This is a genomic window from Streptosporangium sp. NPDC002607, assembly GCF_053592655.1.
Genome location: NZ_JBSFWD010000001.1, coordinates 385,308 through 409,201, shown reverse-complemented (window position 1 = coordinate 409,201; position 23,894 = coordinate 385,308). Strand labels below are relative to the sequence as shown.

Below are 23,894 nucleotides of genomic sequence, written 5' to 3'. Positions count from 1 at the left end.
CCCTCCCGAAGAGTGAATTTTGCCCGGTAATGGGGATCATCGTGCGGCTCGATGACCTGCTGAGACAGGGGTCGCACGGTGCTCGGCATGATCGGGTCGCTACCGCCAGAGGCACGCGGAGGCGAGAGCCGGGTGGCAATAGTTGATATGAGTGGCGGGGGCAATGTGGCGCGCCTAGGGTCGTTGACTGGGGCTTCTCCCTGGTGACGCGGGACGGATGATCTAGGGTTCGTCCAGTGGAGAGAGACCAGACGAGCCCGTTCTCCCAGCTCCGAGCGATAGGTGACAGGTGCTCTATGGCCGAGCCGCCCCCGAGAAGCCGTGGATCAGACAGAACCCGTGAGGTCATCGTGGAGACGGCCCTGCGGCTTTTTCGCGAGCGAGGGTACGAGGCGACCACGATGCGGGCCATCGCCGCCGAGGCCGGGGTGTCGGTGGGCAACGCCTACTACTACTTCGCCTCGAAGGAGATCCTGGTCCAGACCTATTACGACCGGGCCCAGGCCGAGCACGAGGCCGCGTGCGAGAAGCTGCTGGCCACCGAGCACCGATTCGCCGCACGGCTGGAGGGCGTGCTGCGGGAGTGGGTGCGGGTCTCCGAGCCGTACCACGAGTTCGCGGTGAAGTTCTTCAAGCACGCGGCCGAGCCGAGCAACCCGCTCAACCCGTTCAGCGCCGAGTCCTCGCCCTCCAGGGACGCGTCGATCGAGATCTACCGGCGGGTCGTGGAGGGATCCTCCGACCGCATGGACGCCGAGTTGCGGGCCGAGCTGCCCGAACTGCTCTGGCTGATGTCGATGGGCGTCGTGCTGTTCTGGGTGCACGACGACTCGGAGGGATGCCGACGGACATATCGGTTCATCGAGCTCACCGTGCCGCTGGTGGACCGGCTGGTGGGGCTCTCGCACCTGCCTGGCCTGCGCGGGGTCGCCCGTGACTTCATCGCGGGAGTTCACGAACTTCGCGAGTGAATACCGGCGGAACTCCAGGAATCATCGTGTCGATCTGATTACCCTGAGTGGTTGATTTGATGACGGATTCAAGGGAGTCCCATGGGTTGGGTAGCCGTGCTGGTGGTGCTGTCCGTCGCGATCCTGCTGATCGCGTTCCGTGTGCTGAGGAGGAAGGGGCGGGATGACGACGGGCACGGCTCGTCGTCCATCGACTTCTCCGCCAATCTCGCCCTCGCCGTCTACCTGCTGGTGCTGGCCTACGCCGCGGTCCTGTGCCGGGACGGGCTCTGGGCGACGGAGACCGACGTCCAGGCCGAGGCCGAGAGCCTCACCGAGATGTACTGGTCGGTGGCGCCGATCCCCGAGGCGGTGCCGGTCAGGACCCAGATCCGCCAGTACACCGCGCAGAGCATCGACCTCGACTGGCCGCTCATGGCCGGCAGCGAGATGTCCCCGCTCCCCGGGCAGACCCTCGCCGACATGCGGGCCTCGGTGCTCCGGCTCCAGCCGATCGGCGACGCGAGCAAGAACCTCCAGCAGGACGCGCTCGACCGGATCTCCGAGATCTCCCACGCCCGAACGGTAAGGGGGGACGACGCGAGCACCGGTCTGGAGAGCATCTTCGTGATCTCGATGATCCTCTCCGGGCTGCTGGTGATCGCGCTGCCCTGGACGCTCAGGGTGCGGCCCACGTTCCCGTCGATCGTCGCCGATCTGGTCCGGGTGGGCGTGGTCGTCATCGGGGTGTGTTTCATCATCTTGATCAGCCACCCGTTCAGCGGGCCGGGTGCCGTCGGGCCTGACGCGTTCAAGGCCGCGCAGCGGCAGTACGACCAGATCGACGGCCAGTTTCCCGCCCAGCCGTAGTTCGGCGCGTCCGGGATCGGAAAAGCCCGCCGGTGGTTCCCGGCGGGCTTCGTCGTCCGGTCGTGTGCCGTCCGCGCTATCTGCGGCCCCGGTGGTTGAGGGCGGCGACCGCGGTGACCGAGATCACGCCGGTGAACATCACCAGGAGGACGAGCCTGCGGTCGGTGCCCTCGCGCCGCTCGGCGTAGCGGTCCAGCACCAGTCGCTGCCGCAGGAGGGGAGGAACGCTGGGACGCGTCACCGGTGCGGGCCGCGGGGGGCGGGTCCGGGGTGGTGTCGGCGTGACAGCGGCCTTGGGAACGTAGGCGGGCGGGAGGGGCCGGGGCGGTGAGGGTGGGGCGGGCGTAGGCGACTCCGGTTCGGGCTCGGGTGTCGGTTCGGGTTCAGGTTCGGGTGTCGGTTCGGGCTTGGGTTCAGGCTTGGGTTTGGAATCCGGCTCCGGTTCCGGCTTGATCGGAATGTCTGCCGGGTAGCCCGGTTTCTCCGGCGGTTCCTTCGGATGGTCCGGTTCGGGTTTCACCTCGGCGGGAAACGCGACCGGATCCTCGGGCTCCCAGTCCACCCGGGGAGGTGCTGTCGGGTAGTCGGGCTCGGCCTTCATCTCGGGTGGCGGCATGGCCGGATATCCGGGCTCCCAACTCGCCTGGGGGCCTGCCGTCGAGTGGTCCGTCTCGGGTTCCGGGCGCGCTGAGCGACTGGAGGCCGAGATCGGCTTTCTGACGTGCTGGACGACCCGCGGGGCGGGCGGGCCGGCACCGCCCGCCGTCAAGAGCGTCGAGCGCGTCGAGCGCGTCGAGAGCGCCGAGAGCGAGGGCGGCACGGCCGGCGCGGCCGGTGCGGGGACCGCGATACAGGTCGCGAGGATCGCCGCGCCGAGCAGGCCCTGTCGTTTTTTCCTCCATCGATGCGTCGTCACGCAAGGTTTCTAACATCATACGGAAAGTAATGAGAGGGTAAGCGGGGAGTCGATATAGATCATTACATCCGGGGCATACCGTCTGGTTGGTACAGTCAACCTATTGACGACCCCCCAGCCGGGTGCGGCAAGCTACATCAGAATGTCGTTCTAGGGGGAAGGTCCCGGGGCGGCGACCACTGACATGGAGGCGGCACGATGGTTACGGGCCCACGCTGGGGTATGACGGTTCCCTTCTACGACCGCTCACTGGCCGGTTCCAAGGATCTGATCGCCGAACTCCCCGGGCTCGGCTACACCGACGCCTGGTCCGCCGAGGTCAACGGCGTCGACGGCTTCGTGCCCCTGGCGATGGCCGCGGAATGGGCGCCGGGGGTACGGCTCGGCAGCGCGATCGTCCCGGTCTCCACCCGGGGGCCCGGCCTGCTCGCCATGTCCGCCGCGACGCTCGCCGACCTCGCCCCCGATCGCTTCGTCCTGGGTATCGGGGCCTCCTCCCCGGCCATCGTGGAGCGCTGGAACGCCGGAGCGTTCGTCAAGCCGTTCGCCAGGACCAGAGACACCCTGCGCTTCCTGCGCAAGGCCCTCGCGGGAGAGAAGGTCACCGAGCGGTACGAGACGTTCGAGGTCAAGGGTTTCAAGCTGGAGCGCGCCCCCAAGATCCCGCCGAAGATCGTGCTCGCCGCGCTCCGCCCCCGAATGCTGCACCTGGCCGCCGGCGAGGCCGACGGTGCGATCACCAACTGGCTCTCGCCGCAGGACGTGCTGAAGGTCAGGGCCGAGGTCGGGCAGGAGACCGAGCTGATCGCCCGGCTGTTCGTGTGCGTCAGCGAGGACGCGGAGAAGGTGCGCGAGCTCGGGCGCTGGATGCTCGCGAGCTATCTGACGGTCCCGGTCTACGCGGCCTTCCACGACTGGCTGGGGCGCGGGGAGGTGCTGCGGCCGATGCACGAGGCATGGGCGGCCGGTGACCGGCAGGCGGCGCTCAAGGCCATCCCCGACGAGGTGGTGGACGAGCTCATCGTGCACGGCGACGCCGCCACGTGCAGGGCCAGGATCAGGGAGTATGTGCGCAACGGTCTGAGCACCCCGGTTCTCGCCCCCATCCCCGGTGGCGAGGTTCCGATCACGCAGGCCGTACGAGATCTGGCCCCCGCCGAGGAGTGACTCTTGCACGACCTGTTGAAGTTGGACGCGCTCGGACAGGCGCAGGCCGTATGGAAGGGAGAGGTCTCTCCGAGAGAGCTCGCCGAGGCGGCGATCGCGCGGATCGAGGCGTGTGACGGCGCGATCAACGCGGTGGTCCATCGCAGGTTCGAGCGGGCACTGGAGGAGGCGGACAAGGTCGAGCTCGACGCTCCCTTCGCGGGGGTGCCGACACTGTTGAAGGATCTGGGCTGGGGCATGGCCGGTGAGCCGTACCGCGCGGGATCGCGTACCCTCGACGGGATCTCGGCGGAGCGTGACGGCTACGCGGTGGCCAAGCTGCGCCGGGCGGGGTTCACGATCCTGGGCCGGACCAACACCCCGGAGTTCGGCACCGCGATCACCACCGAGCCGGTGGCGTTCGGCCCGACCCGCAACCCGTACGACCTCCGCTACAGCAGCGGCGGGTCGAGCGGGGGATCCGCGGCGGCGGTGGCGGCGGGCATGGTCGCGGTGGCCACGGCCAGCGACGGCGGCGGATCGATCCGGATCCCGGCGAGCATGTGCGGGCTGGTCGGGCTGAAGCCCAGCAGGGGCAGGGTCAGCTCGGGGCCGTCGGCGGGCGAGCCCTGGGCGGGCTTCTCGGCCGCGGGCCTGCTCTGCCGTACGGTCAGGGACAGCGCGGCGACCCTCGAGGTGGTCGCGGGAACGATGCCGGGCGATCCGTACGGCGCGTCCGCCTGGCGGCGCCCGCTCGCCGAGGAGGTCGGAGCCGACCCCGGGCGGCTGCGGATCGGTTTCCTCACCGAACATCCGGACGGGACCGTCCCGCCGGAGGCGGACCTGGTGGCCGCGGTCACCGGGGCCGCCGGGCTGCTGGCGGCGCTGGGGCACGACGTCGAGCCGGGGGGACCGTCCGCGCTCGCCGAGGACGGCTTCGCCACGCACTTCGGCACCGTCGTCGCCGCCCACGTGGCCGCCGACCTGGAGGACATCGGGCGCTGGCGCGGCAGACCCGTGGAGCTGGACGAGGTGGAGACACGCAACCGGATCCTGGGCGCGGCGGGTCGCAAGCTCGGTGCGGTCGGCTACCTGGCCTCGCGCGACTGGATCGACGGGTTCCGGCGGCGGATGGCCGCCTGGTGGGAATCCCACGACCTGCTGCTCATGCCGTCCCTGGGGGTGGCGCCCTTCCGCCTCGGCCGGCTGCCCGCGGACGACGTCAGCCTCTCGCGGGGCCTGACCAACCAGGCGGTGGCGTTCACCTCGCCGATCAACGCCACCGGGCAGCCCGCGATCTCCCTGCCGCTGCACCGCACCGCGGACGGTCTGCCGGTAGGCGTGCAACTGGTCGCCGCGGCGGGACGGGAGGATCTGCTCATCCGGGTGGCCGCCCAGATCGAGGAGGAGCGGCCCTTCCAGCACCCGGCGATGCGCTGACGCTATTTTTTCGGGATATTTGGTGATATCGGGGAACGGATGGACGGGAGCGGCGGCGGGGGTGTGATCGTCCCGGTCGCGGCGGGCGTTCGGGAACCGTATCGGAAAATCACGCGTTATATCGTGAGGTGGTGGGGTAATACGCCACCAGGCGAACGTGCTTCCGAGAGGAATCCCCATGGCGAAGGCGGCGCGCGCGGCACAGGCGTGGAAGACGTACAGGAATGTGTCGAAGCCGGGCTCGCCCGGTCTCGGCGCTCGCCTGCGCGCCCTCCCCAGGATGATCGGCGCGGTCATGCGCGGGCAGTACCCCGGTATGAGCAAGGGCAAGCTGGCCATGATGGGCCTTGGCGTGCTCTACATCATCTCGCCGATCGACGTCATCCCCGACTTCCTGGTTCTCATCGGAGTGGCCGACGACTTCGGCGTCTTCCTGTGGCTGATGAGTTCCCTGCTCGGCGAGGGCGGACGCTACGTCGACTGGGAGCGTGACCGGGTCAGAGCTGTTCCATCCTGAGCCAGGCGCGAGAGGGCAGCGGGTGGCCGAACAGGCGGGCGGCGTTGCCGTAGGCCACCCGGGCGATGTCGGCGGGCGGCAGGCTGCCCAGGTTCGTCGCGATGGCCTGCTGGGTGTCGGGCCAGGTGGAGTCGGAGTGGGGGTAGCCGCTCTCCAGCAGCACGTGCTCCAGCCCGACGGCGAGCCGCACCCCGGACAGGGCGTGGTCGTTGAGCGTGCCGAAGAAGAAGTTTCTGCGCAGGACCTCGCTGGGCTTCAGGCCACCCTCCCAGGAGGCCTCGCCGGCCACCGGGTGGTCGAGCGCGTAGTCGGCCCGCTCGGCGAGCATCGGCAGCCAGCCCACTCCCCCCTCCACGATGAGGATCCGCAGCGCGGGGAAGCGCAGCGGGATGCCCGACCAGAGCCAGTCGGCACAGGCGAACATGGCGCTCGTCGGCATCAGTGTGGTGATCGCCTCGATCGGGGTGTCCGGCGAGGGGACGGGTGCCCAGGAGCCGGCGCCGGCGTTCAGGCAGACGACCGTGCCCGTCTCCTCGCAGGCCTGGAAGAACGGGTCCCAGTGGTCGCTGTGGATGGACGGCAGACGTAGCCGGGTGGGGAACTCGGGGAAGAGCACCGCCTTGAAACCGCGCGCCGCGTTGTCGCGGATCTCCTTGGCGGCGATCTCGGGGTCGGTCAGCCAGGGCAGTTGCAAGGCGATGATCCGCTCCGGATAGGTGCCCGCCCAGACGTCCACGTGCCAGTCGTTCCACGCGCGCAGGATCGCCAGGCCGAGTTCCTGGTCGCGGGTCTTGGCGAAGACCATGCCCGACTGCCCGGCCAGCATGCCGGGGAAGCAGAGCGCGGCCCAGACGCCGGCGCGGTCCATGTCCTCGATCCGGGCCTCGATGTCGTGGCAGCCGGGACGCATGTGCTCGAACCGCACCGGGTCGAGCGTCCACTGCTCGCGGGGCAGACCGGCGCCCACGTCGAGCCCGGCGCAGGGGTAGGTGGCACCGCCGTAGCGCCAGACCTGGTGACCCGAGTCGGTCTCGACCACCTTGGGAGCCAGCTCGGCGTACTTCTCCGGCAGCCGGTCGTCGAACATGTCGGGCGGCTCGATCAGGTGGTCATCGGCCGAAATGATCACATAGTCCCGCCGCCTGGGCTCGGGGTCGGGGAGCAGCGGCGTAGTCACACGGTCAACCGTATGACGCTGGAATAACACTGTTCAAGCCGCAAGGTCTCCGGTTGGTATCTCTGTCTCCCAAGGCGTCTCTTACCGGCGTCCTACAGGACCACCGGCTAGCCTGTCTGGCGGTGGATCTCGCGTGACGGGGGCAGAGATGCGAGTGGTGGTTCCGGCACGGGGCGACATACCGCACGTCGTGCGCCTGGCACTGCTGTTCGTGCTCGCGATCTCCACGGTGGTCGTCCACCTCAACCAGGCGCCACCCCTGCGGCCCGCCTCGGAGCTCATCTCGGACCTGCGGGACGGCGGGGTGACCAAGGTCGTCTACGACCGCAACTGGCCCGCCTACGGCACGCTGACGTGGTCGCACGGGCCGCTCTCCTGGAGCCAGGCCCGCTTCGACCAGCCCGACGACGTCTGGGACCCCGAGACCACCCGGCTGGTCCCCGAGGCCCTTGAGCGCCGCCAGGGGGCCTTCCTGGCCCAGGTACGCGCCGTAGCCGACCCCGGCGTGGAGATCGTGCGCACCGAGGGCTTCGGCGGTCTGATGGGCTCGCCCGCTTACGGGCGCTGGTGGGAACCCTTCGGCCCGGTGGCGGTGGCGGCGGAGGTGCTGGCCTGGCTGCTCATGCTGACCCGGCCGAACCCCCGCTACGCCAGCCGCTGGGCATGGTTCTGGATGTTCCTCACCGGCGGCTCGCTGCTCTACGTCCTGCTGGAGCCCCATCCCCTGTGGCGCGGACCGTACGAGGTGCTGCCCGCACCGGCCAGAATCGACGGCACGCGAGGGTTCGCGATCGCGGTGGCACTCCTTTTCGGTATGGCGATGGTCAACACATGACCATGAGGTAGTAAATAAGGTATGGCTCCCGAAGCGGTCGAAGTCCGGCGCGGCTGGCGGATCCTCGGGCTGACCATCCGGACGGTGCTTCTGCTCGTCCTGCTCTTCGGCGTCCTGGTCACCGTGCTGAGCCTCACTCCCCGGCCGGGGACGCGGGCCGAGCTCCGCGCCGCGGCGGCGGCCGACCGCGTCTCCTTCCTCGGGTACGACGAGCAGTCCGGCGCGATCCACCGGGTCCGCTGGGCCCAGGGCCCGCTGATCTGGCGCGAGATCGGCCCGGAGGCGCTCCTGGCGGAACGGCCCGCCTACACGAGGGCGGATCTCGGGGGCGACCTGGGCCGGAGCCGGATCAGGGCGACCGAGCCGGACGACTCCGGCAGATGGGAGCTCGTGCCCTTCTGGGTCAGAAAGGTGCCTGCGTCCGTCGGTGGCGTGTGGGTGCTCGGAGCCTGGGTGCTCGCCTCCCTGATCATGCTCGGTTCGACGCCCAGGCTGGGCAACCGGTGGGCCTGGCTCTGGCTCTTCACCGTCGGGCAGGCCGGCGCGCTGCTGTTCCTGCTGTTCGAACCCCGCCCGCTCTGGTTCGAGGCCGGGCGGCGCCCCGTGCCGCGCGAGCGGCTCGGCGGGGTACGGGGGTTCCTGCTGGCGCTCGGGGTGGGCCTGCTCTCCACGGGTCTGGCGTTGGGCGCCGGCACTCTGCTGAACCTCGTCGGCGGCTAGGCTCCGCGGCTTTCCGCCGGGTCTGCAGCCGGGTGCCGGTGTTCAGGCGGTCTTCGTCAGGTGCCGGCCCGCTCAGCCGGTGCGGTCCGCTCGGGGGCGTCCGGGAGTTCGGCGGGGTCGCCGGGTTCTGGACCGCCGGTCGTGGCCGGCGCGGCGGTGGCCGCGGCCCTGAGGTCGGCGGCCTCCCTGCGGATCAGCAGTGCCCAGCCGCCGATCGCGATCCCGATGAACAGCCACCACTGCACGCCGTACGCCAGGTTGAGCCCGCCTCCCCCGCCGACGTCCGGCGCCGGGACGGGTTCCGGCGCGGTGGTGGCCGCGGGCGACTGCCCGGTCAACTCGACGTACCCGCCGAGAAGCCGGTACGGCAGGCGGCTGCCGATCGCCTCGGTGTTGATCAGCAGGACCTGGCCCGTGGGCAGGCCCGCTCGGTCCCGGATGCCCGAGGTCTCCTCGGTCTCGGTGGGCCGTAGCCTGCCGGTGACAGTTACCTCACCCGAGGACGGGGCGGGGACCTCGGGGAGGGCGTCGGCCGTGGCACCCGCCTTGACCCAGCCCCGGTTCACCAGCACACCGGTGCCGTTCGGGGAGATCAGCGGGGTCAGCACGTAGAAGCCGACCACCTTGTTCTGGGTGCGGCGCCTGACCAGGAGCTGGGCGTCCGCGTCGTACCTGCCGTCGACCGTGACGGGGCGGTATTTGTCCTGCACGGAGACGGTGCCGCCGGGCGAGGTCAGCTCTTCCGCGGAGACGGGGGCGGTGGCGAGGTTGCGGGTGATCTGGTCGCTGCTGGTGGATCTTTCCGTGAAACGCCCGAACTGCCACTGGCCCAGCAGCACGAAAGCGGGGATGACCAGCAACACCACCACGTGCAGAGCCAGCCATCGGGGAGTCAGCAGAAACCGGTACACGCTCTCAAGAGTAGGCACCGGGAGTGCCGCCCCGTCCTCCGAGTGCGCGTTTGGGAGTGGCGGGGGGTGCCTGCGGGCGTAGTAAGGTGCCCGGAACCGCGCGATCGCCGGATGTCATGGAAAAATTCATGGACACTTCGGACATCGCATATGGTCGGCTGAAATATCCCCCGGGACGTTCCACCACCCTCGGAGCCTGCTCCTGATGACTGTGCTCATGCCCGCTCCCACGGCTCCGATCGCACTCCCCCGTCTCGGCGCTCTGCTGCGGCATGCCGCCCCCAGGGTGTTCGAGAGCATGATGCTTCCCGTTCTCGTCTTCTACGTCGCACTGATCTTCACCAACTCGCACGTCGCGCTCGCGGTGGCGGCGCTCTGGGTCTACGGCGGGGTCGCCTGGCGACTGGTCAGGCGGAGTGAGGCGCCCGGCACGCTCATGCTGGCGGCGGGCACGATCACCGTCAGGGTGGTGCTGACCGTGGCGACGGGCAACCCCATCGTGTTCTTCCTCCAGCCCTGCCTCGGGGTGTTCTGCGTGAGCATGGGTTTCCTGCTCACCGCGCCGTTGCGGCGGCCGCTGATCCGGCGGGTGGTGGCCGATCTCGTGCCGCTGCCCGACCAGGTGACGGAGCACCCGCGGATGCGCCGTTTCTTCGTGTCGCAGTCGGTGCTGTGGGGTTGCGCGCAACTGCTGAACGCGGCGCTGAGCCTGTGGCTGCTGCTCAGCCAGACTCTGGAGACCTACCTTCTGGTGCGCACCTCGGCGGTCGCGGTGCTGCTCGGCGGTGCGGCACTGATCTCGGTGCTCAGCCTCCGGCACTGCCTGCGGGGGCTGGAGACGCGGGGGCTGGAGGGCTGAGGCGCATGCCGGGGCCGGGAAGCGGGGTGACCTCTCTCGGGCCGGACACCTCGTGCCCCTCTGCGCAGCGGAAGTGCTGCTCGATCGGAGCGCCGCAGCCACGGTGGGTGAGGAGTGTCGGCGGCCCCTCGTGGTCGCTGAGATACCTGTCGCCCCACCGCATCAGGGCCACCAGGGTCGGGTAGAGGTCGAGACCCATCTGGGTCAGCCGGTATTCGTCGCGCTGCCGTTGCCCGGGTTCGCGGTAGGGCACCTTGCGCAGCAGCCCCTCCTCCACGAGACGGGCCAGCCTGGCGCTGAGCACCTGCCTGGGTGCTCCCGTGGCGGCCTGCATGTCGGCGAAGCGCCGTACCCCGCTGAACGCCTCGCGCAGCACCAGGAACGTCCACTTCTCGCCGACGATGCCGAGGGCACGCTCGATGGAACAGTTCTCCGGCCGCAGGGGCAGGTTGCCGGGAGCCGCCTCACTCATGTGCGAATCGTAAGTCGCCATGGCGCCACCTCCAACGCTCATCTAAGTCTACTTGACATACTCAGCTCTCTCGCGAGAATCTGAGTCCATGATGCGAACTCAGCTGGCGTCGCCGTGCCAGGCCTCGGCGCCGCCCGTGCCCGTGGACGCCATGCCGGAGGCCGTCGAGATCCGGCCCGCGCGGCCGGATGACGAGGAACGGGTCCGTCGCTTCCTCGGGGGGCTGTCGCCCCGGACGCAGGCACGGCGGTTCTTCACCGGGGTGAGCCGTCCCGGCGCGGGCTTCGTCAGGGCGCTCCTGGCGGTGGACGAACAACGGTGCGACGCGCTGCTCGCGGTACACGGGGACCTCGTCGTCGGGCACGCGATGAGCTACCGGAGAGAAGGAGAGGTGACCGACGTCGAGATCGCCGTGGTGGTGGGCGACGAGTGGCAGGGAGTGGGGCTCGGCTCCCGGCTCGTCCGTGCGCTGATGCGCCGCGCGGCGGTCCGGGGGGCCGGGACGGTGGGGATGGACGTGCTCGGAGACAACCGCACGGTGCTGGCGATGATCCGCAAGATGTGGCCTGAGGCGACCATGCGCGCCTCCTGCGGCACGGTGGAGGTGACCGCGAGAATCCTGCGCTGAGGGCCCCGCGCCGGGACGCGGGCATGTGGGCGGGGCCTCCGGGGTGGTGGCGCGGTGTCGCGATCAAGGCGGTATGATCGGCGTGGTCCAAGCTGTTTCCCGCACAGTTTGCGGAATAAGGTTCTGGTGCCTCACCATTGGAGTCGTGAAGACTGCCAAGAACGGACGCGACGGCCGCACCAGGATCGTCGAGGGCGCCCTACGACGATTCAGCCAAGATGGTGTCTCGGCCACCACGCTGGCCAGCCTCCGTGAGGAGAGCGGCGTCAGCGTCGGCAGCTTCTATCACCACTTCGCCAGCAAGGAACATGTCTTCGGCGTCCTGTACGCCGAGACCCTGCGCATGTACCAGGACGCGTTCCTCGCCGAGCTCCATCGCCACGAGGGGGCGAGGGAGGGCATCGAGGCCATCGTCGCGCTGCACATGTCCTGGTGTGGCGAGCATCGCGAGCGCGCCCACCTGCTGATCAGTGAGCGGCCGCCCAGGCGTGAGGAGCCGGGCGGCACCGAGGTGTCGGAGTCGCGCAGGGCGTTCTTCAGAACGGTCTCCGACTGGTGGCGCCCGCACATGAGGGAGGGCCTGCTCCAGCCCGTCCATCCGACGATGTGCTACGTGCTCTGGCTCGGACCGGCCACCGAGATGTGCCGCCTGTGGTTCGCCGGGGCGCACCAGCCCACCTCCGAGGAGATCGGCGGCCTCTGTGAGGCGGCCTGGCAGAGCCTGCGGCAGCAGGGCTCCTGACCGCCGTCACCGTTCTTGCCCGGCCGGAGCGGGCTCAGCGCGTGCCCGCCAACTGGCGCATCCGCGTCGACACCCGCCAGACGTCCTCGTCGAGCGAGATGTCCAGTCGCAGGTCCTGACGCCGGCGCCGCAGGCCGGGCACGCGTACCCGGTCGGAGACGTCGAACCTGCCGCGCCTGGCGTAGCCGAACCCCAGCTCTCCGGGGAAGACTCGTAACTCATCCTGATTGCCACATCGCGGACAGGTCCAGGCGACCAGATCCTTGCCTCGGCAGTAGTCGTGGCAGGCACGAAAATACTCATCAGGGCGAAAACGGGACTCACAGGCGAAGCAGGGGATCAGCATCACGGATCCTTTGGAACGGATGGTGCAGTTACCAAGAAGTACCGCCTCCCGGTTGAAGTCCGCTTGCAGAATGCTTACCCCGGTGGGTAACAGTCGCATCACTCGGGGCAACCGGACGTGCCCGGTGCGAGGATTGCCCGGTGAACGATCTGCTGGACCGGCTCAGAGAGCTCCTGCTCGACACCGGCTACACCATCGACGGCGTCCGCGAGCGACTCGGTGACGTCGCCGCCACCGCGCTCTCCCGCGAGGAGACGGTGCCCGCCCTGCGCGTCACCGGCCAGGGTGACCCGCTCGGCACCCTGATCCGGCTGTGGTGGCTCGGCGCCCCGGTGGAGGCGCGAGGGGCACCGGCGGGCCTCCCGCTGGAGGAACTGGCCGCCGCGGGACTGGTGACCGTCGAGGGCGGGCGGGTCACCTCCACGGTTCACCTGCAGCCCTGGGAGACCGGTGGTTACCTGGTCTCCGACCGAAAGGTCAGGCCGGGCGACCCCGCCCTGCGCCCGGACCACGTCGTCGGCGCGGGGGGAGCCTCGGCGAACCTCGCCCAGCTGGCCTCACATCGCCCGGTCGGGCGTGCGCTGGATCTCGGTACCGGATGTGGGGTCCAGGTGCTCCATCTGAACGGCCGCGCCGAGGAGATAACGGCCACCGACGTCAACCCGCGCGCGCTGGAGCTGGCCCGGTTGAGCTGGGCGCTGTCCGGGATCACCGGGGTCGAGGCGCGGCAGGGTTCCATGTTCGATCCCGTCGAGGGCGAACGCTTCGACCTGGTCGTCTCCAACCCGCCGTTCGTGATCTCCCCGGCCGGCCGGTTCACCTACCGGGAGTCGGGCTTGCCCGCCGACGACTTCTGCCGCGACCTCGTACGGCGGGCGCCGGGCCACCTCGCACCCGGCGGCACCTGCCACCTGCTGGCCAACTGGCTGCACGTCGACGGCGAGGACTGGCGTGACCGGGTGGGCGGCTGGCTCGCCGGGACCGGCTGCGACGGCTGGGCGGTCCAGCGTGACGTGCAGGATCCCGCCGAGTACGTCGAGCTGTGGCTGAGGGACGCCGCCGAGCAGGGCACCCCGCGCTACCGCGAGCTCTACGACGACTGGCTCGGCTGGTTCGATTCCGAGAACGTCACCGGGATCGGCTTCGGCTGGATCACGCTGCACGACTCCGGGAGCCTTGACCCGGTCGTGCGGGTGGAGGAGTACGGCCTGCCGGTGGAGTTGCCGGTCGGCGGATACGTGGACGAGGTGCTCGGCGCGATCACCACGGCGCACCGGCTGACCGACGCCCAGTTGCTGGGCGCCAGACTGGCGGTCGCCGAGGGAGTGCTGGAGGAGCGGAGCGGACCGCCCGGCGCCGAGGACCCGGCGCGGATCGTGCTGAGGCAGACCGGGAGGCTGTGCCGCAGCACGCGGGTCGGGACCGTGGAAGCCGCCCTCGCGGGGGTCTGCGACGGTGACTATCCACTGGCCCCGCTGCTCGACGCGATCGCGGAACTCACCGGCGAGGACCCCGATGACCTGCGGGCCAAGGCCCCTGCCGTGCTCCGTCCGCTGATTGCCGAGGGGTTTTTCCACATATCCACAGGGTGATTCTCCACAGGCTGTGGATATCGCCGCTATTGCCTGTCAATCGGATGTCAAACCCGGTGGGGGAAGCTCTGGGCGTGGGGCACGGACTCGGGGGGTGAAGAGTCCGTGCCAAGTCCGGCCGGCTGCCACAGTGAGGCGGCCGGCCCGCGGGCGACGTACCGGATGACCGGGCCCCCTACACGTCGCCCGGGGCCAGGCGGCCGGCCGGGCTTCCACGCTCATTCCGGACCGCGGACCGACTTCGAGGGGTATGCCAGTGATCAACCACGTTTGGATGACGCGGCTTGACGATGATCTTTATGATGATCTTGGATCAGCTGTCGACCTGGTCGCGCTCCAGCAGAAGGCGCAGATCCTCGGCCTCGGGCGCGCCGAGCCTGCTGAACAGATCGTGGGCGCGTTCGAGGCAGTCGCGCCCGCGGCCGGTGCTGCCGAGGCCGTTGAGCGCCTTGCCTAGCACCCACAGAGCCTGCGCCTCACCGTACGGGTGGCTGATCTCCCGGCTCACGGTAAGCGCCTGCTCCGCGTGACGGGTCGCGTCCGTGAAGCGGCCCGCGTGGATGAAGGTCTCGGCCAGCCGGGAACAGACCCGCTGCTCCCAGACCCGCTGCCTGCTGGCCCGGAAGAAGGCGAGGCACTCGGCATGGTGGTGGACCGCCTCGTTCAACCGGCCGACCCGCGACAGGATCATCCCCAGGTGGTAGCGGGCCCTGGCGGTGCCGGCGCTGGAGCCCATCTCGATGAACAGGGCCAGCCCCTGCTCGGCGGCGGCGATCGCCTCCTGCGGCTGCTCCAGGAACAGGTGGTCGCGGGCGGAGTAGCTGAGTGTCAGCGCCTCCCCGCCCCGTGCTCCGACCTCCCTGAACGCCTCGCGCGCCGAGCTGAACCAGGCCAGGGCCTCCACGTGGCGGCGTCGGCGCCCGGCCACGACGGCCAGCGCGTTCAGTACCTCGCCGACAACGATGCGATCGCCCCCGGCCGACAGCTCCAGGGAGGCACGGAACTCCTCCTCGGCCTCGGCCAGCCGGTTGGTGCCGAACAGCACCCGGCCCAGCACGTAGCGGCAGCGCAGCTCGCTGGAGACGGCACCGAGCCGTCGCGCCGCGGCCAGCATCTCCCGCGTCCGGCTCTCGAATTCGCGGCCGTGGCTCCCCGACTCCAGCAGCGGCTCCATGGCGAGCAGCAGGTCGGCCCCCGGCAGCAGTGCCTCGGCCTGGTTCGCGCGGGTCACCTGGGCGATCGACGCGAACAGCGACTCCGCCTCCACCGACAGCCAGGCCACAGCCTCGTCGGCGGAGGCGAAGGCGTGGCCGGTACCGGTGACCCCCAGCTGGTCGGCGATCGTGCTGCCCTCGTAGGCGAGGCGGTGCGCCGAGCGCGCGGACGCCAGGTAGAAGTCGAGCAGCCGGGCCAGCGCCGCCGCGCCCTCCCCGCCGATGGCCACGCTCACCCCGGACCCGCCTCGCTCCCCGCCGTCCTGACCGCCGTCCCCCTCCGCCGTGCTCTCGGCCCGTTCCGCGACCCGGCGGGCGAAGAGCTTGAGCAGGTCGTGGAAGCGGTAACGGCCAGGGGCCGGAGCCTCAAGCAGGCTGGCGTCCACCAGGGACTCCAGGACGTCCTCGGTGTCCATCGCCTCCAGCGCGAGCAGCCCGGAGGCGGCCCCGATCGAGATGTCCGGGCCCCCGGGCAGGGAGAGCAGCCGGAACGCGCGGGCCTGAGCCGGACTGAGCTGGCCGTACCCGAGGGCGAAGGTCGCCTCCACCGCGAGGTCTCCCACGCGCATCTCGTCCAGGCGGCGGCGCTCGTCGGCCAGCCGGGGAACCAGGGAGGCGACGGTCCAGGACGGCCGGGCGGCCAGGCGCGCCGCCACGATTCGCACCGCGAGCGGCAGGAAACCGCAGGCGGCGACCACGTCCATGGCGGCGGCGCGTTCCGCTTCCACCCTCTCGGTGCCGGCGACGGTGCCGAACAGCGCGAGGGCCTCCTCCGGCTCCATGACGTCCAGGTCGATCAGCCGGGCCGAGGCCAGGTCGGCGAGTTTGCCGCGACTGGTCACGATCGCCGCGCACCCGGCCGAACCGGGGAGCAGCTGGCCCACCTGCGCGGCGTCGCGGGCGTTGTCCAGCAGCACGAGCATCCGCCGGTCGGCCAGGAGCGAGCGGAACAGCGCGGAACGCTCGGCCAGGCCGTCGGGGATGGCGTCGGCGGGCAGGCCGAGCCCACGCAGGAACGCGGCCAGCACGGACTCGGGCGCGGTCGGCTCCACGCCGTATCCGCGCAGGTCGGCGTAGAGCTGGCCATCGGGGAACAGGTCGTGCATGGCATGGGCGACATGCACCGCCAGCGCCGTCTTGCCCACGCCGCCGATGCCGGAGATGGCCGCCACGGGTACGCCCTCGGAGCCCTCCTGGGCCGACAGCAGCGTGCGCAGCCGCGCGATGATCTGACGGCGCCCGGTGAAGTCGTTCACGGCGGCGGGAAGCTGCGCGGGGCGCGGCAGTTCCGGGACCACCGGCGTTCCCCGCGTTCCCGACGTTCTCGTCGGCTCCGGCTCCGGCTTCGGGCTCCGATCCGGGGCGGCCGGTGCGGCCTCGGCGGGCGCGAGCCGTGCGGGTCGGTCGGCAGGGACGAGCGCGAGGGCCGGGGCGTCGGTGAGAATGCGCTGGTGCATGCTCGTCAGGTCGGGGCCGGGCTCGATGCCCAGTTCCTCGATCAGCGTGGCGCGGGTCTCGGCGAAGGCGGCCAGTGCCTCCGCCCTGCGCCCGCAGCGGTAGTAGGCCAGCATCAGCTGGGCGCGGAGTCGCTCGCGCAGCGGATGGTCGGCGGTCAGCGCGATCAGCTCGGACAGCACGTCGGCGTGCCTGCCCAGCTCCAGGTCCAGGTCCATCAGGACTTCCAGCACGCTCATCCGGCGCTCGGTGAGCCGGTCGCGCTGGTGTTCGGCATAGGGGCCGACGGCTCCGGCCAGTGGCTCGCCGGTGCACAGCGCCAGGCTCGCACGCAGGCTCTCCGCGGCTTTCGCCAGGTCGCCCGCGCGGCGCGCGACCTCGGCCTCGGCGATGCCGCGCTCGAAGAGGACCAGGTCAAGGACGATCCCGTTCAGCCGCAGCGCGTACCCCCTGCCGACGGAGGTGAGCAGCTCGGGGCGGGTGCGCGGGGACCTGTCCGGCTCCAGCACCGCGCGCAGCCGGGAGACGTAGGTGCGCAGGGCGCCGAGCGCGCGGGGCGGGGCGTCGTCCCCCCAGATCGCGTCGATCATCTCGGCCGGCGTCACCGCCCGGTTCTCCCTCAGCAGGAGCATCGCCAGGATGGAACGTTGCAGTGGGGTGCCCAGGTCGAGTTCGGATCCGTCACGCCAGGCCTGGACAGGACCGAGTACGGCGAACCGTAATCCGTCTCCGCTGCCCTGAACAGCCATTTCTTGAATCTCCGCCCGATGGGAAGTTTTATGGCCAAATGATAGATCCTCCCCTGCTGACTCAGTAAGTAGAGGGTTGTCCGTTCGCCGAGCCGTTGATCGCACGTTAATCGGCTGTTGAGTCATGTCCACAATGCTGTGGCTGTCGGGCATGGCCCCATACGGGGGCGGCCATGCCCGACATGTCGGCGGATTGCAGGTATGGATAAAGGCGCTGTAAGCGTGATGAAGGCGGGCGAGCCTATCAATGAGCCATGGCTCCTAGAGGAAGTCGGGAGCCGCCCCCTCAAGGAGAGAACCATCATGCGCCGCTCGATCAGCAAACTCCTCGGTCTCGCCGCCGCCACCGCCGTCATCGCGATCGGTGTTCCGGCCCTCGCCTCTCCGGCCTCGGCCGCCACCTCCACCGCCGGCCCGGCCGCCTCCAGCGACTACGACGAGTTCTGGGGCTCCTACTACTCCAAGTACTACGACGACTCCCGCGCCAGCGCCAAGGGTCGCGTCTGGACCGAGGACGACGACAGCGTCCACGTCCAGGGCAGGGTCTACGACAAGTACTCGCCGGGCTGGCTCTGCGGCTACGTCCAGTTCAAGGTCGAGGACCACGAGGGCGAGGAGAGCTACTACTGGGCGCGCAAGTGCGGCTCCCAGGGTTACACCCCCTTCCACTTCGTTCGGGAAGAGGTCGAAAACCTGCAGGTCAGGGTCTGCTACTGGGACAAGCACGACGCCAAGCGGACACTGTGCGGCAAGTGGCGCTACATCTACGAGGTCGACGGCGAGGAGTAATCCCACCTCGTGACCCGCTCGGTGGCGCGGCGTACGAACGCCTCCCATGACCCGCGTACGACATCAGACGAGTACCTGGCCCGCCCGGAGCCCCGGGCGGGCCTTTTGTTCCATTAAGTAGTTAAAGTGAGCTTTGACCGTTATATGGCTTTTGTCGGTTTATCTGGTTCTCCTTGCGTTACCCCTTGTCCAGGGGCGTCTCACGCGGCCTCGAACAGGCCCATCCGCGCGCGCAGCCGTTCTCGGACGATCGGCCATTCGTCGCTCAGGATCGAGTAGTACGCGGTATCTCGGACCGTGTCGTCGGCGCCTCGGCTCTCCGCCCGCCGCACACCGTCGAGGTGCGCGCCGAGGGCTTCGATGGCGGCCCGGGATCGTACGTTCCGTATGTCGGCCTTGAGGGTTATGCGGTGGACCTGCCAGGTCTCGAAGGCGAGGGAGAGCATCAGGTACTTGCTCTCGCGGTTGGCACCGGTCCCCTGCGCGGAGGCGGAGAGCCAGGTGTAACCGATGTCCGCCACGGACGGGACATCGCCCACCGCCCCACGAGTGCCCGGAGGCCAGGGCATGGGACCCTGCCAGTACTCCAGGTTCATGAGACGGGTGGCACCGACCACGCGGTCGGTGTGAAGCCACCGGATGGCGAAGGGCATCGTGCGGCCCTCCGCCTGCTCAGCCAGAGCGGCCTCCACGTAGGAGACCATCTCGTCCCGGCCATTGGGGACGCGAGTGAAGCCGTAGGTAGAACGGTCTTCACTCGCCGCGGCGACGAGGTCGTCGACGACCGCGAGGCTGAGCGGTTCCAGGCGCAAGAGGCGCCCGGACAGGGTGACAGAAGCGGGCATGAGCACATAATGAGGGCTCTTTCCCCTTCCTGGTGCCAAACGACACGAGACATCTTGGCGAGCATCATGAGAAGCACCGCCCCCAGGGCTCTCCGCGGTAAGAAAGACCAGGCCAGAGGTGCTAAATCCACCCTTGGAACGCGCGTCGCCGACGCGGGGGTCGCGATGCGATCTCACCCCGTCGCGGGGGCCGTGGCGAGCGGGGCGCGTACCTGCGGGCGGGGTGGCCGCCGAGCGGCGCGCAGGCCGGCCAATGCCTCGCTCAACTGGTCCAGCGAGGCCGAGATCCAGGGCAGCCCCAGGGGGTCGGGAGCACCGAGCGCGGCCAGCCGACGCCGCGTCGTCTCGCCGTACAGGAGGCTGGTCGCCACCCGCGCCCGCAGGGCCGCCGGGTCGTCGCCGAAGACGTGGCCGGGGAGTACCCCGACGCCGTGCCGGTCGAGCAGATACGCCGACAGGTCGGCGGAGGACGCGAAGTCCAGCCCGGTGAAGTCGGGATAGAGGTAGAAGCCGCCCTGCGGCGCGTCCACCCTTACGCCCGCGCGGACGAGGCGCTCGTGCACCGCCCGCACCACCGTGCCGTGCAACCTGCGGCTCTCGCCGATCCGCTCGACGAGCTCCGGCGGTTCGGTGTACGCGTACGCCGCCGCCTGCTGGACGGGTGCGGCCGGGCTGGACCAGATCTCGCTCGCGACCGCCAGCAGCCGGTCACGCAGTCCCGCGGACGGGAGCCGGGCCACCCCGATCCGCCAGCCGCCCAGGGCCAGGCTCTTGCTGAGCCCGCTGGTGATCACGGTCCGCTCGGGGGCCACGTCGGCGGGGCTGAGAAAGCCGGTGGCCGGGGAGTGGACCAGGTCGCGGTAGATCTCGTCGGAAATGATCGTGAGGTCGAGCTCGCGGGCGACCTCGGCGATCCGCCGGATCGTGGGCGCCCCGGCCAGCGTGCCGCTGGGGTTGTCGGGCAGTGTGACCAGCAGCGAACGCACGTCACGTCCCTGGGCGCGGGCGTGCGTGACCGCCGCCGCCACGCGCTCGGGGTCGGGCACCCCACCCTCGCCATCGGGCGCGGGAACGAGCAGGGACCGCGCCCCGACCAGGTCGGCCTGGGCGGCGTAGCTGACCCAGCTCGGCATCGGCAGCACGATGTCGCCGCCGATCGCCAGCAGCAGGCCGTACAGCAGGGGTTTGCTCCCGGGGCCGCAGACCACCAGTTCCGGGTCGGTGGGCAGACCCCGCCGCGACCAGTAGCCGGAGGCCGCCTCGCGCAGCACCGGCGCGCCGGCGACAGGTCCGTACCCGTTGTGCCCGGACGCCGCGGCCAGCCGCTCGCGCAGAGCCGGATGAACGGGCAGCCCCGCCTCTCCGAAGGCCAGGTGCAGCACGCGCTCCCCGGCGAGCCGTCTTCGCTCGATGTCCTCGTTGGCCGCCAGGGTGGCGGAAAGGGTGACGTTCATCGTGAGGTTCCCTCCCTCGTTGCGGAACGTTCCCAACCCTGATGAGGTAGGGGCGTAAGGACAAGCTTCGGTTCTCGCGGGTGGGCATAAGGAAAGCTGATGCTTGATTTGCGGAGACTCGCGCTGATCTGCGAATTCGCCCGCCGGGGCAGCATCGCCGCCACCGCGGCATCCCTGGGTTACAGCCCCTCGGCGGTCTCCCAGCAGCTGGCCGCGCTGGAGCGCCAGGCCGGGACCGCGCTGATCGACAGAACCGCCAGGAGCGCGGAGCTGACCGACGCGGGGCGCCGCCTGGTCGAGCACGCCGAGCGCATCCTGGCCATGGTGGAGAGCGCCGAGTCCGACCTGTCGGCCCAGGCCGTCACCCCGGCGGGACGGGTCACCGTGACCGCCTTCCCCACCGCCGCGGTGGCCTTCGCGCCCGCGCTGACCAGGACGCTCCGCCGACACGGCGAGATCACCCTGCGGATGGGGCAGGGGCGCTCGGGGCGCGGGATGCGCGAGGTGCAGTCGGGCGAGGTGGACATCGCCCTGATCGACGACTGGTACGGCGGCATGCGCGAACCGGACACCATGCGGGTCTTCCCGCTGCTGCGCGATCCGCTGGTGCTCGTGGTGCCGCGCACGCACCGGCTCGCCTCCCCCGACATCCCCGTCGACCTGCGCGAGCTGAGGGAGGAGCCCTGGATGGCCACCCCGGACGGCGAGCCCTCCCGGCTGGCGGTGGACCGGTTGATGGCCGACGTCGGTGGCCACCGGCCGGTGCCCTGGGAGTTCGAGGGACTGAGCACGATCATCGGCCTGGTCGCCAAGGGCATCGGCATCGCGGCCGTTCCCGCTCTGGCGCTGGCCGCGGGGGTCCGGGGCATCGTCGTCCGCCGGCTGCCCGGCCCGCAGGTCGGCCGGACCGTCCACGCCGTCGCCCGATCCTCCAGCGTTCACCGCCCTGCCGTCTCCGTCACCCTCAGGGCCGTCCACGTCGCCGCCAGGCTCCTCGCCGCCGACCTGGAGGCGGTCGAGCCCGTGCCCAGATGACGCCCTCGGGCACACCGGGAGGCGGTCGCGCTCCCCTGCCGGTAACGTCGGCGCATGCCTCCCTCCTACGCGCTCGAGCGATTGCTGAACGACGGCGGTGCCAAGCTGGTCGCCGGGGTGGACGAGGTCGGGCGCGGAGCCTGGGCGGGCCCGGTGGCGGTCTGCGCCGTGGTCACCGACCTGTCGGAACCGCCCGCCGGTCTCACCGATTCCAAACTGCTCACCCCCGCCCGCCGCGCCGCCATGGTCTCCGAGATCACCGCCTGGGCGGCCGGTATCGGGTACGGCGAGGCGTCCCACGAGGAGATCGACGCGCTCGGGATGACCGAGGCCCTGCGCAGGGCGGCCAGGAGGGCGCTGGCCGGGCTTCCCGTCCGGCCCGACGTGGTCGTGCTGGACGGCAAGCACGACTATCTGGGCGCACCCTGGCCGGTCCGGTGCGAGGTCAAGGGCGACCTGTCCTGTGTCTCCGTGGCCGCGGCCTCCGTGATCGCAAAGGTCCGCAGGGACACCTACATGGCCTCGCTGGGCTTCTCCGAGTACGGGTTCGCCGAGAACGCGGGTTACCCCTCCCCGGTCCACCAGGCGGCCCTGGCCGAGCTCGGCCCGACGGAGCACCACCGCCTGTCCTGGTCGTACCTGGACGATCTGCCCCGCTGGCGCCACCTCAAGAGGCACCGCAACCCACTGGCCGGTGAGGGCCAGCTCGACCTCTTCGGCTAGCGGCGGACATCGGACATCATCGAAGAGTGCGAATCGGAGTCTTCCTGGTCGCGGCGGGATTTCCCGGCCGGCAACCGGGAGAGGTGCTGCGCGACACTGTGGACGCGGTCGTGGCCGCGGAGGAGGCGGGATTCGATGACGCGTGGATCGCCGAGCACCACTTCATGTCGTACGGTGTCTGCCCGTCGGCGGCGACGCTGGCCGGTGTGGCGCTGGGGCGCACCGCCAGGATCAGGGTCGGGACGGCGGTGAGCGTCCTGTCCACCCGGCATCCGGTGGATCTGGCCGAGCAGGCGGCGATCCTCGACCAGGTCTCCGGGGGCCGGTTCGCCCTGGGGGTGGGCAGGGGCGGGCCGTGGGTGGACCTGGAGGTGTTCGGCACGGGCCTGGCGAGGTTCGAGCGCGGCTTCCGCGAGTCGCTCGACCTGCTGTGCGAGGCGCTCTCGCGTGACACGCTCTCCGCGAGCGGGGAGTTCTTCAACTTCAGGCAGGTGCCGATGGTGCCGGCGGCCCGGATCAGGCCGATCGTCGCGTGTACCTCTCCCGCGACCGTGCTGATCGCAGCCGAGCGCGGGCTGCCGATGCTGCTCGGCATGCATGTCGGGGATCAGGAGAAGGCTGCCATGATCCGCGACTACGGTGCGCTGGCGGCGGGCCCGCTGTCACCGCCCGGTCATGTCGCGGCGGCCGTGGGCTATGTGGCCGACACGACGGATCAGGCCGTGCGGGAGATGCGGAAGGCCATGCCGCGCTGGCTGGAGCCGGGTCTCGCGGGATACGTACCGGTGGACGGGCGGGCGCGGCCGGCGCGCGACGTCGGGGAGTACGTGGACTTCCTCTGCGGGACGCATCCGGTCGGCTCGCCCGATCTCTGCGTGGCGAGGATCGAGCGGACCGCCGAGGTCACCGGCCTGCGGCACCTGATCCTCATGGTGGAGGGCGCGGGCGAGGGCGCCCGCACCCTTGAGAACATCAGGCGATTGGGAGCCGAGGTGCTGCCCAGGCTCTCCGGCCGTGCCCGCCGGGTGCGGCGGGCACGGGGAAGGAAGGCCTCGGAGTGAGGCCGCCGTCAGCAGTCGACGAGCTCGGGCGTCTGGTTGAGGATCTGAGACCTGGCGGTGATGAACTCCGCGTGGGCCCCGGTGGCGGCCGGGTCGAAGACCGCGACCCGGTGGCAGTTCTGGAAGGCCAGCCGCACCCCGAAGTGCCGCTCCAGGGCGCCACGCATGGCGTCGCTGGCGAGCGCGCGCAGGAGCTGGCCGCGGGCGGCCTCGTCCGGCGGCGGCACGGTGTTGTCGGCGAATTCGGCACCGGTATGTTCACGCTGTTTGACCAGGTCGCTGATCAGCGACCAGGCGTAGGGCAGTGAGTCTCTGACGCAGGTGACAAAAGCCGCGTCGTCCACCTCACCGGTCCTGGCCTGGTCGAGAAGATCGTTCGAAACGGTCAGCGACATACTGCGTTCTCCTCTCGGAAGGGGATCAATCAGACACTAGGTCGGGCGTGGTG

Annotated in this window: 24 protein-coding genes; 15 read left to right on the top strand and 9 right to left on the bottom strand. The window is 70.4% G+C overall.

From position 1 onward, the window contains the following. The first annotated feature begins 350 nt into the window (after positions 1-350). Both ACWD3H_RS01840 and ACWD3H_RS01835 read left to right on the top strand, forming a co-directional pair. The gene (locus tag ACWD3H_RS01840; RefSeq protein ID WP_451953698.1) at positions 351-971 is read left to right on the top strand and encodes a TetR family transcriptional regulator; all 621 of its coding nucleotides are present in this window, start codon (positions 351-353) and stop codon (positions 969-971) included. 81 nt (positions 972-1,052) lie between these two features. Further along, positions 1,053-1,820: a bestrophin-like domain gene (locus tag ACWD3H_RS01835; RefSeq protein ID WP_355547621.1), complete on the top strand. Its 768-nt coding sequence runs from the start codon at positions 1,053-1,055 to the stop codon at positions 1,818-1,820. Between the two features lie 76 nt (positions 1,821-1,896). On the opposite strand, the gene ACWD3H_RS01830 is transcribed toward ACWD3H_RS01835, so the two are convergent. Further along, positions 1,897-2,736 (bottom strand): hypothetical protein, encoded by an 840-nt coding sequence (locus tag ACWD3H_RS01830; RefSeq protein WP_451953697.1) that lies wholly within the window; start codon positions 2,734-2,736, stop codon positions 1,897-1,899. 198 nt (positions 2,737-2,934) lie between these two features. Between ACWD3H_RS01830 and ACWD3H_RS01825 the strand changes: the two genes are divergently transcribed. The 3 genes from ACWD3H_RS01825 (at position 2,935) to ACWD3H_RS01815 (ending at position 5,839) form a co-directional block, all read left to right on the top strand. Continuing rightward, the gene (locus ACWD3H_RS01825; protein ID WP_350913597.1) at positions 2,935-3,903 is read left to right on the top strand and encodes an LLM class F420-dependent oxidoreductase; all 969 of its coding nucleotides are present in this window, start codon (positions 2,935-2,937) and stop codon (positions 3,901-3,903) included. 3 nt (positions 3,904-3,906) lie between these two features. Further along, entirely contained in the window at positions 3,907-5,322 is a 1,416-nt protein-coding gene (locus ACWD3H_RS01820) for an amidase (RefSeq protein WP_451953696.1), read from the top strand. Between the two features lie 178 nt (positions 5,323-5,500). After that, a complete protein-coding gene (locus tag ACWD3H_RS01815; protein WP_355626717.1) occupies positions 5,501-5,839 on the top strand; it encodes a YkvA family protein in 339 nt (112 codons plus the stop codon). Here ACWD3H_RS01815 and ACWD3H_RS01810 read toward each other — a convergent pair. Further along, the gene (locus ACWD3H_RS01810) at positions 5,820-7,016 is read right to left on the bottom strand and encodes an amidohydrolase family protein (protein ID WP_343971677.1); all 1,197 of its coding nucleotides are present in this window, start codon (positions 7,014-7,016) and stop codon (positions 5,820-5,822) included. The two genes, ACWD3H_RS01815 and ACWD3H_RS01810, sit on opposite strands and share 20 nt — an antisense overlap. 133 nt (positions 7,017-7,149) lie before the next feature. On the opposite strand from ACWD3H_RS01810, the gene ACWD3H_RS01805 reads away from it, so the two are divergent. Both ACWD3H_RS01805 and ACWD3H_RS01800 read left to right on the top strand, forming a co-directional pair. After that, a complete protein-coding gene (locus tag ACWD3H_RS01805) occupies positions 7,150-7,851 on the top strand; it encodes a hypothetical protein (protein ID WP_451953695.1) in 702 nt (233 codons plus the stop codon). Between the two features lie 21 nt (positions 7,852-7,872). Further along, positions 7,873-8,571 carry a hypothetical protein gene (locus tag ACWD3H_RS01800; RefSeq protein ID WP_451953694.1) on the top strand — a complete coding sequence of 233 codons (699 nt, stop codon included), beginning with the start codon at positions 7,873-7,875 and terminating at the stop codon, positions 8,569-8,571. Between the two features lie 56 nt (positions 8,572-8,627). Here ACWD3H_RS01800 and ACWD3H_RS01795 read toward each other — a convergent pair whose 3' ends face one another. Next, positions 8,628-9,482, bottom strand: a complete 855-nt coding sequence (locus ACWD3H_RS01795; protein ID WP_451953693.1) for an SURF1 family cytochrome oxidase biogenesis protein — start codon at positions 9,480-9,482, stop codon at positions 8,628-8,630. Between the two features lie 205 nt (positions 9,483-9,687). Between ACWD3H_RS01795 and ACWD3H_RS01790 the strand changes: the two genes are divergently transcribed. After that, a complete protein-coding gene (locus ACWD3H_RS01790; RefSeq protein WP_355547598.1) occupies positions 9,688-10,341 on the top strand; it encodes a VC0807 family protein in 654 nt (217 codons plus the stop codon). Here ACWD3H_RS01790 and ACWD3H_RS01785 read toward each other — a convergent pair. Further along, a complete protein-coding gene (locus ACWD3H_RS01785; protein WP_355547595.1) occupies positions 10,289-10,813 on the bottom strand; it encodes a winged helix-turn-helix transcriptional regulator in 525 nt (174 codons plus the stop codon). The two genes, ACWD3H_RS01790 and ACWD3H_RS01785, sit on opposite strands and share 53 nt — an antisense overlap. An 88-nt stretch (positions 10,814-10,901) precedes the next feature. Here ACWD3H_RS01785 and ACWD3H_RS01780 point away from each other — a divergent pair, with 88 nt between their 5' ends. Both ACWD3H_RS01780 and ACWD3H_RS01775 read left to right on the top strand, forming a co-directional pair. Beyond that, positions 10,902-11,441, top strand: a complete 540-nt coding sequence (locus ACWD3H_RS01780) for an N-acetyltransferase family protein (RefSeq protein WP_451953692.1) — start codon at positions 10,902-10,904, stop codon at positions 11,439-11,441. A gap of 145 nt (positions 11,442-11,586) precedes the next feature. Next, positions 11,587-12,183 (top strand): TetR/AcrR family transcriptional regulator, encoded by a 597-nt coding sequence (locus tag ACWD3H_RS01775; RefSeq protein WP_355547589.1) that lies wholly within the window; start codon positions 11,587-11,589, stop codon positions 12,181-12,183. A gap of 34 nt (positions 12,184-12,217) precedes the next feature. Here ACWD3H_RS01775 and ACWD3H_RS01770 read toward each other — a convergent pair whose 3' ends face one another. Continuing rightward, positions 12,218-12,529, bottom strand: coding sequence for a hypothetical protein (locus tag ACWD3H_RS01770; protein ID WP_350913574.1), 312 nt, complete (start codon positions 12,527-12,529; stop codon positions 12,218-12,220). Positions 12,530-12,669: 140 nt separating this feature from the next. On the opposite strand from ACWD3H_RS01770, the gene ACWD3H_RS01765 reads away from it, so the two are divergent. Then, positions 12,670-14,121 carry a DUF7059 domain-containing protein gene (locus ACWD3H_RS01765; protein ID WP_451953691.1) on the top strand — a complete coding sequence of 484 codons (1,452 nt, stop codon included), beginning with the start codon at positions 12,670-12,672 and terminating at the stop codon, positions 14,119-14,121. A gap of 313 nt (positions 14,122-14,434) precedes the next feature. Here the strand turns inward: ACWD3H_RS01765 and ACWD3H_RS01760 are convergent, their stop codons facing one another. After that, positions 14,435-17,539 carry an AfsR/SARP family transcriptional regulator gene (locus ACWD3H_RS01760; RefSeq protein ID WP_451953690.1) on the bottom strand — a complete coding sequence of 1,035 codons (3,105 nt, stop codon included), beginning with the start codon at positions 17,537-17,539 and terminating at the stop codon, positions 14,435-14,437. Positions 17,540-17,842: 303 nt separating this feature from the next. Between ACWD3H_RS01760 and ACWD3H_RS01755 the strand changes: the two genes are divergently transcribed. Beyond that, positions 17,843-18,328, top strand: a complete 486-nt coding sequence (locus tag ACWD3H_RS01755) for a hypothetical protein (protein WP_451953689.1) — start codon at positions 17,843-17,845, stop codon at positions 18,326-18,328. A gap of 200 nt (positions 18,329-18,528) precedes the next feature. Here the strand turns inward: ACWD3H_RS01755 and ACWD3H_RS01750 are convergent, their stop codons facing one another. Both ACWD3H_RS01750 and ACWD3H_RS01745 read right to left on the bottom strand, forming a co-directional pair. Further along, on the bottom strand, positions 18,529-19,173 hold the full coding sequence (locus ACWD3H_RS01750) for a GNAT family N-acetyltransferase (RefSeq protein WP_350952992.1): 645 nt from the start codon (positions 19,171-19,173) through the stop codon (positions 18,529-18,531). A gap of 173 nt (positions 19,174-19,346) precedes the next feature. Next, positions 19,347-20,627: a pyridoxal phosphate-dependent aminotransferase gene (locus tag ACWD3H_RS01745; protein ID WP_451953688.1), complete on the bottom strand. Its 1,281-nt coding sequence runs from the start codon at positions 20,625-20,627 to the stop codon at positions 19,347-19,349. Positions 20,628-20,726: 99 nt separating this feature from the next. Here ACWD3H_RS01745 and ACWD3H_RS01740 point away from each other — a divergent pair, with 99 nt between their 5' ends. From ACWD3H_RS01740 to ACWD3H_RS01730, 3 genes are read left to right on the top strand one after another with little or no spacing between them, the layout of a single operon-like run. Next, on the top strand, positions 20,727-21,662 hold the full coding sequence (locus tag ACWD3H_RS01740) for a LysR family transcriptional regulator (protein ID WP_451953687.1): 936 nt from the start codon (positions 20,727-20,729) through the stop codon (positions 21,660-21,662). Positions 21,663-21,716: 54 nt separating this feature from the next. Then, the gene (locus ACWD3H_RS01735) at positions 21,717-22,385 is read left to right on the top strand and encodes a ribonuclease HII (RefSeq protein ID WP_350913557.1); all 669 of its coding nucleotides are present in this window, start codon (positions 21,717-21,719) and stop codon (positions 22,383-22,385) included. 26 nt (positions 22,386-22,411) lie between these two features. Next, positions 22,412-23,446 (top strand): LLM class flavin-dependent oxidoreductase, encoded by a 1,035-nt coding sequence (locus tag ACWD3H_RS01730; RefSeq protein WP_355547569.1) that lies wholly within the window; start codon positions 22,412-22,414, stop codon positions 23,444-23,446. 8 nt (positions 23,447-23,454) lie between these two features. Here ACWD3H_RS01730 and ACWD3H_RS01725 read toward each other — a convergent pair whose 3' ends face one another. Beyond that, complete coding sequence (locus tag ACWD3H_RS01725; RefSeq protein WP_343971632.1) at positions 23,455-23,841, bottom strand: SCO5389 family protein; 387 nt, start codon at positions 23,839-23,841, stop codon at positions 23,455-23,457. Between the last annotated feature and the right edge of the window lie 53 nt (positions 23,842-23,894).